The sequence below is a fragment of the Paraburkholderia sp. RL18-101-BIB-B genome (assembly GCF_046026985.1).
GTDB lineage: Bacteria > Pseudomonadota > Gammaproteobacteria > Burkholderiales > Burkholderiaceae > Paraburkholderia.
The window spans coordinates 292,332-306,031 of the sequence record NZ_JARESV010000001.1; the positions used below are offsets into that span (position 1 = coordinate 292,332).

Genomic DNA, 13,700 nt, shown 5'->3' on the forward strand with positions numbered 1-13,700 from the left:
ATCAACGATCCCACGGTTGCCCGATCATCGAGAGAACCGTTCGAACATTCCGGCACCGCGTGCCGACGACAGGATCAACATGTTGACTTCAGTGAATTTCCTCAGAAAAAATGCCGCCCGTTTGGCCTGCGTGACGATGGTTTGCTGCAGCGCGCTGCTGACCGGTTGCGCCGGCAGCAGCATCAAGGATGCAAGCACGGCGAGCACGCCGGTCCAGGTGCGCCCGGACAACATCTATGTCTACACCTTCGACGCCAATTCGGATCAGGTCAAACTGGACGGCGGCATGATGCAGAAAGTGAAGACGCAACTCGAAGGTTCGTCCACTGCGCAAAAGCAAGCCGCCGAGTCCGCCGAAGTCCGCGAGCAGGTCGCCAACGAAATCGTGCATCAATTGCAGTCGATGGGTCTGCGTGCGATCCGCTCGGACGTCCCCGCACCGGCCGATCAGAATGTGCTGCTCGTGCAAGGCAGCTTCGATACGATCGACTCGGGCAATCGCCGTCGCCGCATGTTGATCGGCCTCGGTGCGGGCAAGAGTCAGGTCAGCAGCTCGGTGCAGATTCTGTATAAGCCCGCGGGCGGCACACCGCGTCTGGTGCAAACCTTCACCGCCAACGCCGACAGCGGCAAGGCGCCTGGCATGGTCGAGACCGCGGGCGTGGGCGCGGCGGCCGGCAGCATCGCGACTTCGGCGGCCGTGGGCGGAGGCTTGCACGCTGTATCCGAAACCAAACGTGCCGGCGTGTCAGCGGACGCGAAACGCCTCGCCGACGCGGTGGCCAAGCAGATTGGCGAGATCGGCGTAAGCGGCGGCTGGCTGTCGACGGAGCACACCAAAGGCTGATAATGCACGGCCGGTTTGTCGAACCGGAGTGATCATGAACAGCGCTCGGCAGAGTCGGATTTCGGTCCCACTCTGCCGTTCACGTTTCAGGCCTTCGTATAGCGCAGCCACACCGAATCGTGGTCCTTCTTTTCAACGGATGTGAGCTTCAGATTCGCGGGCGCTTGCCACTTCTCCATCGCCACTTCGAACGACGAAGGATGTTCGCTGCGGCCATCCACCAACGGCAGAATCAGCACGCTCACTTCGTCGACAAGACCGGCGTTCACGAACGCTCCGCTCACATGCGAACCACCCTCCACGATCAGCTTCTTCACGCCGAGCTCACGCGCCAATGTCTGCACGACCTTGCCGAGATCGATCTCGGTCTTGCCGCCGAACACGTATGACACGCCGATCGACTGCAGATACGCGAGGTAGTCGTCGGCAACCTGTTCGGTCAGCACTTCGATCACATGCGACTTGAGCGCGGTGTTGGTCTTCCACGCCACGCGGCCCTGCGGATCGATCGAAATCGCGTATTGGTCCGCTTTGCGTTCGACGAAATGATCGGTGCGAGGCACCGCGCCCTTGGCGAGCCCTTTCGGATAATCCGTGCCGTGCGAAATCTCCTGCATGGTGACGCGCCCGCAGATCCAGCCGTCGGCTTCGAAAGTGGCAGCCGTGTCTTCATACAGGTCCGACGCGAAGTCGAGGTGCCAGCCGTCCGTCAGGCTGCGGCCGTCGAGCGAGGACATCATGTGAGCGACGATATAAGGGGTCATGCGTCAAGCCTCCGTGTCAGGTCAATGAAATGACCTTGCAGCAAGGGCCGTTCCGCAAGCGCGTCGATTCCTTTTCCGCTAGTACACATGAGGTTGGTCGCGCGGCACGCGGGCAATTCATCCGTGATTACGCAGCACGGCCAACGGATCAGTAGAGCCCACCGTGCTGTGGCGCATGTGACACATGTCGCGCATCGGCCATGGCGCGTAACGACTCCAGTCCACGGCTGATCCAGCTCTTGACCGTGCCGACCGGCGCGTCGAGCGTATGCGCGATCTCCGATTGCGATTGCCCCCGGAAATAGGCGAGCACGAGCGCGCAGAGCGCTCGGACATGAGATGCTCCGGGCGCTGCAGTCGGTCTAGCGCGTGGCAAGGCGCGGCGCCGGCCGCTCGCGTGGAGACAGAATGAGATGTGCCGCCTGCCCCGGCGCATGAATTGGCGCGACAAGCGGCACGATCAATCGATACAGGAAACTCGGGGCGGAAGCTTAGGCGACCTTATAGCGTTCCAGCCAATGCGCGTAAGGCGCCGGCAACGTCCACGACGGACGCTCGATGCCGAGCTTCTTCGCCGCATGGTACGGCCAGTGCGGATCGGCCAGATGCGCGCGACCGACCATCACCAGATCCAGTTGCCCGTCCTTCACCGAACGATCCGCCAGTTCCGGCGTATCGATGCCCCAGGCCGACGAAACCGGGATGCCGGCCTCGCGCCGCACGCGCTCGGCGATCGGCGCGAGAAACGCCGGCGCCCACGGAATCGCCGCCGTCGGCGTGGAGAAGCCGACGCTGACGCTCAGCATATCCAGCCCTTCGCGCTTAAAGTTCTTCGCCAGTTCGATCGATTCGACCAAGGTCTCCTCGTCACGTCCGTCGTACTCGATCACGCCGAAACGCGCCGTCAACGGCAGATGCTCCGGCCACACCTTGCGCACCGCCGCCAGCGTTTCGAGCATGAAGCGGCTGCGGTTCTCGAGGCTGCCGCCGTAAGCGTCGTCGCGCTGGTTGGAGTGGGTCGAGAAGAAGCTCTGGCCGAGATAGCCATGCGCGAAATGCAGTTCGAGCCATTCGAAGCCCGCGTCCCGCGCACGCCTGGCGGCGGCGACGAAATCTTCGCGAACGCGCGCTATGTCGGCGAGCGTCATGGCTTTCGGCACCTTCGGCAGATTGCCGCCGAACGCGATCGCCGACGGCGCGATGGTTTGCCAGCCGCGGCTGTCGTCGTCGGCGATGTGGTCGTCGCCTTCCCACGGACGGTTCGCGCTGGCTTTGCGGCCCGCGTGGCCGATCTGGATGCCCGGCACCGAGCCAGCGGCCTTGATCGACGCCACGACCGGCGCGAAAGCCTGCGCCTGCTCGTCCGTCCAGATGCCCGCACAGCCCGGCGTAATACGGCCTTCAGGCGACACGGCCGTCGCCTCGACGATCACCAGCCCCGCGCCGCCGCGCGCCAGACCGGCCAGATGGACACGATGCCAGTCGTTGATCACGCCGTCTTCGGCGGTGTACTGGCACATCGGCGGAATGGCGATCCGGTTGCGCAGGGAAACGTCTTTGAGCTTGTAGGGCTGGAACAATGCGGACATCAGGCTAAACTCCTCTGGACTTGCTTGTACGGTAGTTCGATAAACATCGAATAACGAAGTATCGCAGAAACCTTTATCATTTGCAGGATGCGCACTTATAACCACCCCGCCGCCGAGGATTTCGCGCTCGGGCGGCTCTTTCATGCCCTGAGCGACCCGGTTCGCCTGGAGATTGTCCGGCGCCTCGCGTCGGTGGACGAGGCCACCTGCGGCGAACTCGACGGCGGCCGCCCGAAGTCGAGCGTGTCCCATCACTTCCGGATCCTGCGTGAGGCAGGCCTCGTGCGCACGCGCGTGGCCGGCACCGTGCATCAGAATTCGCTACGGCGCGCGGAACTGGACGCCCGGTTTCCGGGGTTGATGGAGGCGATTCTCAAGCAGATCGTCGAGGAGCCGGTGGAGAGCGAATTGGCTTGAGCTTGGCGCCCCCTGCTTGCGCCAACGTGACGCATGCAGCGCGACGCCGCGCAGCTATTCCCGCCAAAGCTTGCGCATCAGCGCGAGCAGCGCCGTCGGGGCCGTGCCTTTTTGACAATAGCCGTCGAAATTGTGACGTGCTTTGCCGGTTTCCTTCACGTGATCCTCATCGAGCGACGTGAACGCGACAATGCCCAGACTCTGCGTCGGCAGATAGCTGCGCAGCGCGCTCGCGGTTTCATAGCCGTCGCGCTCCGGCATCATGATGTCGAGCACCACGACGTCCGGCACCCAGTCCCGCACGCAGCGCAGCGCCTGCTCGCAGCCATTGGCGGCACGGGCTTCCACGCCTTCGTAGGAGAGATAAGTGGCGAGCGCCTCGGCGGCGCCGGCGTTGTCGTCGACGACCAACACGCGCGGCATTTCGTGCAAGACCCGATCTCACGGGCACTCCACCTTTGGCAAGTAGCGGGGGTTCGGGGCATGTGTGACAGCTTGCGATAAAAACATCAGCGGGCAGCAAGCGGCGTACCAAGCGGCAGCGAAAACGGGTGTCACGACACTGGGAATGGCGCCTCGACCGCATCGCGGCCCGCTGCGTCGCGTGCCGCGCACGCATGTCTGAGCGACGCCCCGAAGCCCAGCCACAACACCAGCGAACCCGTCGACACCGCGCCGAGCGCGATGAACGCGGCGGGATAACCGAAACGGTGCGCGAGGATTCCGCCCAACGCCGGGCTCAACGCCGCGCCGCCGCCCTGCACCGTCATCACGACGCCCTGCCCCACGTTCACCCGCCCGCTGCCTTCCAGCAGCCGCACCACCAGCGCCGGCACCGCGACGCTTTGCAATCCCGCGCCGATGCCGTCGAGCGCTTGCACCGGCCACACACCCCACGCGTGAATCACCGATGCGGCGATCAGCCCGCGCATCGGCAGCGCGAGGAAAGTCAGCAGGATCACCCACCAGTAGCCGCGCCAGCGGATCAGCCGGGTCGCCAGCATCGCGGCGGCAACCATCACGAGTTGCGCAATGACGATGGTCTGCGCGGTGAACGCGCTCGGCTCGCCCTGATGGGCCGCGACGATCGCGAGCCCGTAGAGCGGCAGCATGGCCGCGTTGCCCAGATGAAACAGGCCGAGCGCCGCGGCGAGCAATAGCAAAGGACGGGATTGCAACAGCACCCATAAGCCGCTCGCGGGTGCTTTGCCGCCGGCATGCGTGCCGGCGCCGGCGCCTCGCGCGGCATCGTGATCGATGGCGTCGCGCGGAATCGACGCCACGGCGGCAATCGACAACAAGCCGAACAGCGAGCTCAAGACAAACACCGCGCCGAACCCGTAACGCCAGCCCAGCCAACCCGACAACGCCGCCGCAACCACATTGCCGCCATGATTGGCCACCTGGTTGCGGCCGAACTGCCGGTCGAAACCCTGCTGCCTGACCATGCCCAGCGTCATGCCGGCCAAGGCCGGGCCGATCGCCGCGCCGGTGATCGCGGTCGCCACCTGGGACGCCGCCACCATCCAGTAGCCGTGCGAGATCCACAGCAAGCCGGACGCGAGCATGGTCATCAGACCGGCGCACACGACGAGGCTGCGCTTATGGCGCGTCGCGTCGACCAGTGCGCCGGCCGGCGAAGTCGCGAGCATGCCGGCGATGCCGCCGATCGTCATGACCGTGCCGATCTGATCGGCGCCCCAACCGCGCGCCTGCAGGAACACGCCGAGAAACGGCCCGATACCGGCTTGCACATCGGCCACGAAGAAATTCAGCGCCTCCAGCGCGCGTTGGGCTTTCACGATGCCCCCGGCGCGGCACAGCGGTCCCGCGCGCCGCGTGGCGAACGGTTCGAGCGTATCGGCTTCAACATGCGGACGACCTCACTGGCGACGAGTGCCGGGACGGCGGCCAGCCTGACGCAACTCGTATGCCATTGACGCGTGAACGCCGCGAGTGTGGGGAAGCGGCCAGCGGTGACGCAGAGTGCTGTCCGGTTCGTGGACAGCGGTTGTCCAGCGGCGCAACAGCGAGCCCGCGCCTGTCCGCTTGCAGCGTCGTCGAACGCCTGATGGTGACTCGCGCACCACGGGCCGGAATTTTGCTACTGTCTAGCTCCAATCCTTCCCCGCGCACTCATGGCCGCTGCTCCCCGACGTTTATCGTTCGCCAGTCAGTTGATCGTTTTCTGGCTGCTGGTCGCGGTGATGTGCGCGGTCCTGATCGGGCTCGTGTGGTTCATGGCGCAAGCGAATCTCGGACGGCAGATCAGCGTCGCGCGTCAGCAGGGGCTGGCCGGCTGCGAGACGATCGGGTCGCGCTACGACCTGTCGATCGACCGGACGGCGGAGCCGATCGCCGCGCCACGCGCCGGTCAACCCGCGGCCGCCGCGCCCGCCGCGCAACCGGCGTCGCCCAATGGACCGAACACGGATCTGATGCACGCGATCCTCGACATCGTGCTCGCGCAAATGGACGGCGTGGAAGGCGGCTTCTGGCGGCCGGACGGCGCGCCGCGCGGCAGTTTCGACGCGTACGCGTTTCCGACCTATCAGGGCAGCGGCATCAAGCGCGACATCCCCGATGCCGAGACGCCGCTGATTCTGCGCACCTTGCGCGCGGCGTCCACGACACGTGCGGCGGCATCCGAATTCGTCGAAGGCCAGCAGGATGCCGTGATCGTCAGCGCCTGTCCGGTGCCGCATCGGGACGGCCTCTTTGCGTGGACACTATCGCGCGTGCATCCGCCGCTCGGGCCGTCGGGCAAAGCGCTCGTGACCACCCTCGCGGTGTTGCTTGCAGTAATCGTCGGTATCGCCATCGCGCTCGGCATGCTGCTGCGACGCTGGCGCGCCAATCTCGCGCGCGTCGAGGCCAGCCTGAGCCGGCCCGCCGACCTGTTCACGCCGATTGCCCCGACCGGCGAGCCCGACCTCGACAAGATCGTCCACGCGTTCAACGTCTACGGCGCGCGCGCCACATCCTTGCAGCAGCAAGCCGGCGATCTGCATACGCAGCTCGCGGCCGCGGAACGCTTCGCGGCAATCGGCCGGTTCTCCGCGCAGATGGCGCACGAGATCCGCAACCCCATCGGCGCGATGCGGCTCAAGGCGGAAAATGCCCTGAACGGCGACACCGAACGCAAGCAGCGCGCACTCGGCGCGATCCTCGAACAGATTCAGCGGGTGGAACGGCAACTGTCGGGTCTGCTCGCGCTGACCCAGCCCGTGCGTATCGACGCCCATGCCGTCGATTTGCGCAGCTGGCTCGCCGAGCGCATGGAATGGCATCAGGACGCGGCCGCGCGGGCCGGCATCGCACTCGCATTGGAGTGCGCCGAGGGGCTTCCCGCGCAGGCCTGTTTCGACGCGGAGCAACTGGCGCGCGCCATCGATAATCTGATCCTCAACGCGCTGCGTCATACGCCATCCGGCGGCCACGTCACGCTGCGCGCGGCGCGCCCCGCCGCGGCGCTGCGGATCGAAGTGACCGACGACGGTCCCGGCGTGCCGCACGCCGAGCGTGAGCGCATTTTCGAACCGTTCGTGACCGGCCACGCTGCCGGTTCGGGGCTTGGCCTCGCCGTGGTACGCGAGATCGCTGCCGCGCATGGCGGCCGTGCCTTTTATGAAGCGCGCGAGCGCGGTGCCTGTTTTGTGATCGAGATCCCATGGCGCACATCCTGATCGTCGACGACGACGACGCCTTCCGCGAAAGCCTCGCCGAAACGCTCGGCGACCTTGGCCATGTCATCGAGCAGGCGGGCAGCGGCCACGATGCGCTTGCGAGGTTAGCCAGCGACACGCGCATCGACTGCATGTTTCTAGACATCAGGATGCCGGACCTGAGCGGCATCGACGTGCTCGAGCGTCTGCGCGCGATGCCGTCGCGCGCCGCGCTGCCGGTGGTCGTGCTGACCGCCTTCGCCACCAGCGACAACACCATTCACGCGATGCGGCTCGGCGCCTTCGAGCACCTGACCAAGCCGGTCGGGCGCGACGCGATCGCGTCCCTGCTGCGCAAGATCGAAGCGTCCAATCGCGGGGCGTCGAGCCCGCCGCTGCCGGCGTCGAACGAAGACGTCACCGACGGCACGCCTCGCCTGCTCGGCAACAGCGAGGCGCTGCGCGACGCGCAAAAGCAGATCGGCCGCGCCGCCGCCACGGACTCGACCGTGCTGATCACGGGCGAAACCGGCACCGGCAAAGAAGTTGCGGCGCGCGTCCTGCACGACGCGTCACGGCGCCGCCACGCGCCGTTCGTCGCGATCAACTGCGCGGCGATTCCCGCCGAACTTCTGGAGAGCGAACTATTCGGTCACACGCGCGGCGCCTTCACCGGCGCGGTGACGCAGCGCGCCGGCCGCATCGTCGAAGCGAACGGCGGCACGCTGTTTCTCGATGAAATCGGCGACCTGCCGTTGCCGATGCAAGCCAAGCTGCTGCGCGTGATTCAGGAGCGCACGCTGACGCCGGTCGGCAGCAACACGAGCGTCGCCATCGACGTGCGGATCGTGGCCGCGACGCACCGCGACCTCACGGCGGAAGTCGCGGCGCGCACGTTCCGCGAGGATCTGTTCTACCGGCTCAACGTGATTCCGGTTCATCTGCCGCCGTTGCGCGATCGTCCCGACGATATTCTTCCGCTGGCCGCGCACTTTCTCATCGCCGCCGCCAATCTGGCCGGACCCGCGCGGACCTTGAGCGGCGATGCCGAGCGGAGCCTGCTCGCGCACGCGTGGCCCGGCAACGTCCGCGAGTTGAAGAACGCGATGGAGCGTGTCGCCGCGCTCGCACGCGGCCCGCTCGTGACCGCCGACGATCTGGCTTTTCTCACCGCGCCGCGCGCCGGCGTGAGCGAGATTCCCGCCGCGCTGCTCGATCTGCCGCTGCCGCAGGCGATCGAATGGCTGGAGCGCGCCGCGATCGAACGCGCGTTGCAGCAGAGCGCGGGCAATCGCGCGGAAGCGGCGCGCCGCCTCGGCATCAGCCGTCAATCGCTCTATACGAAGATCGCCGCGTACAAGCTCGGTTGATGCGCTTGCCGGTGTCCAACTGGGCGACACCCGCCGTCCAGCCAGGCGACATCATCAACCGGACGCTACGGCGGAAAGCCTTACGCGACAACCCATAGCGGCATGGCATAGCGGTTGCGAAGACTCCTGCACGACATTGCAGTCGAAGGAGTCCGACAATGAACCGTTTCAACCCGATCGCACGCGCGGCGGCCGCGCTCGCCGTCATCGCCGCGACGGCAGCTTGCGCGGCGCAAACCATGCCGCCGCCCGCGCCGAGCGCCGGCGCACCGATGCCACCGCCGCCGCCCTTCGCCGCGGCTCCTCGTGATGGCGCTCCCGCGAGTGTGAGCGGCGTGGTCCAGCGCTATGTGATCAACCCGGAAGGCGATGTCGACGGCATGCTGCTCGCCGACAACACGTTAGTCCGGTTCCCGCCGTATATCGGCACTCAGGTGGCCGCCACCTTCGCGCCAGGCGCCACGGTCAACGTGAACGGCGTCGCGCAGCCCGGCGGTACGCTGCGCGCCAGCCAGATCGCCGACGCGAACAACGGGCGCAGCATCGTCGATCAACCGCCGCCGGTCGATGCCCAGCGTCTGCCGAAGTCGCTCGCCGGCGTCGGGCTCGTCAAGCTGGATGCCACGGGCCGCGTGCTGCGGGTCACCAGCACACCGCGCGGCGAACCCGACGGCGTACTCCTTACCGACGGCACCGTGATCAAGCTGACGCCGCCCGCGGCCGCGCGCTTCGCGAACCTGTTGCAGCCAGGCGCGACGATCGCGGCGCAAGGCTACGGCACGCGTAATCGCTATGGCGAATCACTGCAAGCCACCGCCTTCGGTACACCCGGCAATCTCACGGTGCTCTACGACACCCCGCCCAGGTAGTCCCGACTCATCACTCGAACAAAGGAGTTTCATCATGCATTGGATCGACCCCGCCTGCCTGCCGGAAACGCGCGGCAAAGTCGTGCTGTTCCTGCTCAATCCGCACGGCGATGCGGACGGCTTCATTCTTCAGCACGCCGACGGTACGCAGCAGCAGGTGCATTTCCCGCCGCATCTGGGCAAACTGATCGCGCGCCATATCGCGCCGGGCGACACGGTGCGCATACGCGGCGTGAAACCGCGCGGCGCCGATCTGATCGCCGCCATTTCGCTGACGAGCCGGCAAGGCATCGAGATCGTCGACGAAGGCCCGCGGCCTCACGAACACGGCCCGAAACATGAGCACGGCCACGGCCATGAGCACGACGGCGAGCCGATGGATGTGCAAGGCGAAGTCGTCATGCCGCTCTACGGACCGAAGGGCGAATTGCGCGGCGCGTTGCTGGAAGACGGCACTTCGCTGCGCATGCCGCCGCATGCCGCGGCCGAACTCGTCGCGTATCTGACGCCGGGCGCGCATGTGCAGGCGTGGGGCCGCGGCGTGAGAAACCGGGTGGGTTGCACGGTGGACGTACATGACATCGCCGAACTGGTCGATGAGGAGGCCGGGTCGGAGGCTTGAACGCGTAGCGCCCGGCATACGCAGTGCCGGGCGCGGCTATCGTCGAACGACGGCCGAAGCGGTCACGCGCATGACGGCGTTGCTCCGCGGCGGCTTGTTGAACCTCGATCACTTCGACGTCACCACATGCCCGCTCGATGATGCCAATGACGCCGTCACGCACGCCGCTGAAAAACTCACGCACCACTCATCACGGATGGTTGTACATCGCATTCCAATCCGCGCTGGAAACCGGCGCACGTCCCGCGTCCGATGAACCGCTCGTGGTGCCGCCAAAACCTGTCGCCGCGTGCCGTGCCGCGACGCGCGCTTCGGCGGCCTGAATATCAGCCGGATAGTTCGGATCTTCGCCGCGGGCCGGGTTATAGCCGGCCTGTTCGAGTTCGATCAACTCGGCACGCACTTGCGCACGGGTCACAGGCGAGTTCGATTGAGCGAACACGGCAACCGGCGCGGCAAGGGCAGCGGCAACCACAACGGCTTGAATAAGGGACTTCATGATGACGACCTCCAGACTTCGCTTTGCTCTGCTACGAACAGCCCTGTTCGTAATTCAGTGACGACAGTCTAGAAAGGTGGCCGCTTGAGAATAAGGGCCCTGTGTGGAGAGGATTGTTCTCGAATGTGCATAGACCGCGGATAGGGCCGCCATATCTCGACGCGGACCGGCAAGTTCGGCGAAGCATCGCGTCCGCATGCAACGGCAAAGAACTTCAATGCACTCGCGAAGATACTCGCAGTCGCGTCGCCGACCTCGAATCGCGCATTCAACGACCAGCGAATCCGCGCAGATTTCTATTCCCCGCGCTATTGCCCTAGCCTTCAACCCGATGTCTATCGCCATTGCGCGCGGACGTGAAAAGGACACTTGGCGGCCGGCTATCCGCACGGCCTTCAGCGGCAAAGTCGGCACCACCCCTTGCGGCCGTTTCACATGACACTTGCCATCTTGCTAGAGATATGATCTCCTACCACTTACCAAATATTTCATGGCTAGGTTGTTCACTGCCGCGCTCGGCGCGGCATGCTTCACTGTTGTCCGATTCGGCTGATATTCCACCCGCATACGTTTGCGAATGAGCGATAGCGGCATGCGACGGTGACCGCGTGGCGCAGGTGTCAGGTCGGCAGTGTTCGTTTCATTCATGTTGTCTGACGACCTATGACTGTTGTTGAAGGTTGTCGCCGAGGTCAGCACCAGTCGTAGTGTCGCGTCGGATGCCAGGAAGAGTCACCACGGCCTTACCCGCAGGTGAATTGCGTCGAATCCGGCAATGAAAAATGCATTTGCTTTTACTTATCAAAGGAGAAGAAAAGGCAAGTAATAGGTAATCAAAAATGTGAATCACGCATCGATCAAATAAATCCGGAGACAACATGCTTTCACCAGGAAAAACCTCGTTTGCGTTTGCACTCAGTACGCTCACCGCGCTTCTCGTCACCGCTTGCGGTGGCAGCGTGAGCGACACCCCGAGCGATCCGTCGAAAGGCGGAGCCGTCTCTCTTCACGGCATTGTCTACGGCGCGTCGGACACCAGCGTGCCGTCGGGCGCCGGCGTTCCCATCACCATGATGGGACAGATGAGAGCGCTCTTCGACCTCATCAAGAAAGCGCCTGATTTCACACAAGTGGTGATGGATCTTGGCGATGGCAGCCCCGTTCATGTGCTGGACACCAACACGGGGGATAAATTCCTGCCGGGTAAGCTGGCGCTCGGCCTGTCGTACATATTGATCGATATGAAAACGAAGGGCGATCCTAAATACGCGGACTATCTTGCGACGTACCAGAAAATAACGACCGCGATGATGACGCAGATGCACGGCGCCGATTACGTGTATGCGAATACCTCCTGGGGCGAGTACTACTATCTCGTTGCGCTGAACAATTTCAAGGCGCACGGCATGCTCAATGAAGTTTTCAGCGATGCCATGCTGACCACGCTGCAAAATCGGCTGAACTTCTGCGACATGTTCGGCGCGGACGCAAGCGGCAAAACGAATACGTGCCCGGCGGCAGGCGTGCCGATCGACGTTGCATCGCTCAATACCGCTCAAAACTACTACGCGGTTTCCTACGGCATTGCGGGCTTGCGGCAAAAACTCGGCTGGAGCAATCCGAGCTTCTCGTCCAAGACCGATCCAACCGTGGCAACGATGGGCGCGCGCGACGCGCTTCTGTACACGCTCACCAATCACATTCGAAACGATTCCTCCGGCGGCTTTTCCGACGAAGCGTCGAATACGCACACCACCTACTACGACCAGGCGCGCTTCGACCGATACAGCACGCTGCTGATCGGCGAAGTGACGGAGCGAACGCTGGAAATGGGCAACGAGGCCAATCTGACGCCGGAACTGAAATCGTATCTGCGCAAATCGGTCGATCTGATTCTTCCGCAACTCAATGCCGACGGCCAGGGTTTCAACTACGGCCGATCCATCGGGCCATACGGCGATTCGGCCTTCATGGAAGTCCTGACGGCTGCGGCCAACGCAGGCGTACTGACCGCACAGGAAATGCAGGTCGCCTATTCGTTCATCTACAAGGCGGCCTATCGCTTCGACACGTTCTGGTACGACCCGACGCTGCCCACGCCGTCCGTAAATATGTGGGTGAAAGGCCGCGGGACCGATACGTATCGCGGCAAACCTCGCGTCATGGGTGAGAATTTCAGCCTACTGCATCAGTTTATGTACGTGAATGCGTGGTGGGACAAGCTGGGTTTCGGCAGCAAGGCGCCCATGTCCGACACTGATCTGCAAGCGTGGCTGGATGCAAGACCGCATTACACGTTGACCTGGTACAACTTGCCGGGCGATACGGCTCATCCGTACAGCGCGGCGCTCGTTACGGTGCGCGATGGCAAACGCGTCATCAATCTCAACCTGAGCCAGGCACCCGATTACAATTCGTACACGCCGTATTACCCGACACCGTTCTCCGACAAGCTGATCTACGGAACCACGGATCTGGGCTACGCGTTGTTGATTCCGCAGGTTACGTATAACGGGAAGACCTACATCCCGGTCACGTACTACAAGAATCTGAGTGTCCAGGAAAACAACGGCCAGGTTGTCGTGTCGTTCGACACGGCCAAATTCCGGCAAGCCGCCAAGAATGCAACGTACGCCACCGACATCGACTTGCAAGTGCATACGATGTTGACGTTCGATCATGGCTCGATGACCCGGACCGATACGCTGAGCTCCGCCACGCTGACCGGCAACATGGCGGTCGAGACGGATTTCACGTCGTTTGCGGACTTCCAGAACACCACGGCGAATAGCGATGGGTTCTCGGTCAAATACGCGAACAGCAATGCGACCAGCTATGGCACCACGGGTTTCGACAGTTGCGCGCTGTCCAACTTCGAGATGGCAGCCGGCGTCACCAATCCGTTGTCCACCACGCCAATTGGGCAGTTGCATTCGAAGTTCGCTTGTACGACGCTTCCGTTTGCGCTGACGGCGGGTAGTCAACGCACGTTGGGCTGGACGCTGAAGTACGCGGATCCGAGCTGATCTCGCGGACGTGCCGGCCTTCTTACGAGGGC

13 protein-coding genes are annotated in these 13,700 nt (G+C 64.1%); 7 read left to right on the forward strand and 6 right to left on the reverse strand.

Translation table 11 applies throughout. The features are described 5' to 3' along the window. The first annotated feature begins 79 nt into the window (after positions 1–79). Positions 80–847, forward strand: a complete 768-nt coding sequence (locus P0D73_RS01310; RefSeq protein ID WP_408429192.1) for a DUF4410 domain-containing protein — start codon at positions 80–82, stop codon at positions 845–847. 86 nt (positions 848–933) lie between these two features. Here the strand turns inward: P0D73_RS01310 and P0D73_RS01315 are convergent, their stop codons facing one another. From P0D73_RS01315 to P0D73_RS01325, 3 genes are all read right to left on the reverse strand, one after another. Next, a complete protein-coding gene (locus P0D73_RS01315) occupies positions 934–1,611 on the reverse strand; it encodes a dihydrofolate reductase family protein (RefSeq protein ID WP_408429195.1) in 678 nt (225 codons plus the stop codon). A 148-nt stretch (positions 1,612–1,759) separates the two neighbouring features. Next, on the reverse strand, positions 1,760–1,924 hold the full coding sequence (locus P0D73_RS01320; RefSeq protein WP_408280930.1) for a sigma factor-like helix-turn-helix DNA-binding protein: 165 nt from the start codon (positions 1,922–1,924) through the stop codon (positions 1,760–1,762). Between the two features lie 178 nt (positions 1,925–2,102). Continuing rightward, positions 2,103–3,200 (reverse strand): NADH:flavin oxidoreductase/NADH oxidase, encoded by a 1,098-nt coding sequence (locus P0D73_RS01325; RefSeq protein ID WP_408175082.1) that lies wholly within the window; start codon positions 3,198–3,200, stop codon positions 2,103–2,105. Between the two features lie 87 nt (positions 3,201–3,287). On the opposite strand from P0D73_RS01325, the gene P0D73_RS01330 reads away from it, so the two are divergent. Then, the gene (locus tag P0D73_RS01330; RefSeq protein ID WP_132377930.1) at positions 3,288–3,617 is read left to right on the forward strand and encodes an ArsR/SmtB family transcription factor; all 330 of its coding nucleotides are present in this window, start codon (positions 3,288–3,290) and stop codon (positions 3,615–3,617) included. 54 nt (positions 3,618–3,671) lie between these two features. On the opposite strand, the gene P0D73_RS01335 is transcribed toward P0D73_RS01330, so the two are convergent. Together P0D73_RS01335 and P0D73_RS01340 are read right to left on the reverse strand one after the other, a co-directional pair. Next, complete coding sequence (locus P0D73_RS01335) at positions 3,672–4,040, reverse strand: response regulator (protein WP_408429608.1); 369 nt, start codon at positions 4,038–4,040, stop codon at positions 3,672–3,674. A gap of 131 nt (positions 4,041–4,171) precedes the next feature. Further along, positions 4,172–5,419, reverse strand: a complete 1,248-nt coding sequence (locus tag P0D73_RS01340; protein ID WP_408429198.1) for an MFS transporter — start codon at positions 5,417–5,419, stop codon at positions 4,172–4,174. Positions 5,420–5,755: 336 nt separating this feature from the next. Between P0D73_RS01340 and P0D73_RS01345 the strand changes: the two genes are divergently transcribed. From P0D73_RS01345 to P0D73_RS01360, 4 genes are all read left to right on the forward strand, one after another. Next, on the forward strand, positions 5,756–7,303 hold the full coding sequence (locus P0D73_RS01345) for a sensor histidine kinase (protein WP_408429200.1): 1,548 nt from the start codon (positions 5,756–5,758) through the stop codon (positions 7,301–7,303). Then, positions 7,288–8,652, forward strand: coding sequence for a sigma-54-dependent transcriptional regulator (locus tag P0D73_RS01350; protein WP_408429203.1), 1,365 nt, complete (start codon positions 7,288–7,290; stop codon positions 8,650–8,652). The genes P0D73_RS01345 and P0D73_RS01350 overlap by 16 nt, the downstream gene beginning before the upstream one ends. Before the next feature lie 158 nt (positions 8,653–8,810). Beyond that, positions 8,811–9,521 carry a hypothetical protein gene (locus P0D73_RS01355; protein ID WP_408175087.1) on the forward strand — a complete coding sequence of 237 codons (711 nt, stop codon included), beginning with the start codon at positions 8,811–8,813 and terminating at the stop codon, positions 9,519–9,521. Positions 9,522–9,555: 34 nt separating this feature from the next. Continuing rightward, complete coding sequence (locus P0D73_RS01360) at positions 9,556–10,143, forward strand: hypothetical protein (protein ID WP_408175089.1); 588 nt, start codon at positions 9,556–9,558, stop codon at positions 10,141–10,143. 190 nt (positions 10,144–10,333) lie between these two features. Here P0D73_RS01360 and P0D73_RS01365 read toward each other — a convergent pair whose 3' ends face one another. Then, a complete protein-coding gene (locus tag P0D73_RS01365; RefSeq protein ID WP_408175090.1) occupies positions 10,334–10,642 on the reverse strand; it encodes a DUF4148 domain-containing protein in 309 nt (102 codons plus the stop codon). An 878-nt stretch (positions 10,643–11,520) separates the two neighbouring features. Here P0D73_RS01365 and P0D73_RS01370 point away from each other — a divergent pair. After that, complete coding sequence (locus P0D73_RS01370; RefSeq protein WP_408429206.1) at positions 11,521–13,668, forward strand: hypothetical protein; 2,148 nt, start codon at positions 11,521–11,523, stop codon at positions 13,666–13,668. The last annotated feature ends 32 nt before the right edge of the window (positions 13,669–13,700 follow it).

Excerpts from the sequence above, each read along its gene's own strand:
- P0D73_RS01370 (WP_408429206.1), top strand. The coding sequence starts at position 11,521 with ATGCTTTCACCAGGAAAAACCTCGTTTGCGTTTGCACTCAGTACGCTC.
- P0D73_RS01315 (WP_408429195.1), bottom strand. The coding sequence starts at position 1,611 with ATGACCCCTTATATCGTCGCTCACATGATGTCCTCGCTCGACGGCCGC.
- P0D73_RS01310 (WP_408429192.1), top strand. The coding sequence starts at position 80 with ATGTTGACTTCAGTGAATTTCCTCAGAAAAAATGCCGCCCGTTTGGCC.
- P0D73_RS01350 (WP_408429203.1), top strand. The coding sequence starts at position 7,288 with ATGGCGCACATCCTGATCGTCGACGACGACGACGCCTTCCGCGAAAGC.
- P0D73_RS01345 (WP_408429200.1), top strand. The coding sequence starts at position 5,756 with ATGGCCGCTGCTCCCCGACGTTTATCGTTCGCCAGTCAGTTGATCGTT.
- P0D73_RS01335 (WP_408429608.1), bottom strand. The coding sequence starts at position 4,040 with ATGCCGCGCGTGTTGGTCGTCGACGACAACGCCGGCGCCGCCGAGGCG.
- P0D73_RS01330 (WP_132377930.1), top strand. The coding sequence starts at position 3,288 with ATGCGCACTTATAACCACCCCGCCGCCGAGGATTTCGCGCTCGGGCGG.
- P0D73_RS01365 (WP_408175090.1), bottom strand. The coding sequence starts at position 10,642 with ATGAAGTCCCTTATTCAAGCCGTTGTGGTTGCCGCTGCCCTTGCCGCG.
- P0D73_RS01325 (WP_408175082.1), bottom strand. The coding sequence starts at position 3,200 with ATGTCCGCATTGTTCCAGCCCTACAAGCTCAAAGACGTTTCCCTGCGC.
- P0D73_RS01360 (WP_408175089.1), top strand. The coding sequence starts at position 9,556 with ATGCATTGGATCGACCCCGCCTGCCTGCCGGAAACGCGCGGCAAAGTC.
- P0D73_RS01355 (WP_408175087.1), top strand. The coding sequence starts at position 8,811 with ATGAACCGTTTCAACCCGATCGCACGCGCGGCGGCCGCGCTCGCCGTC.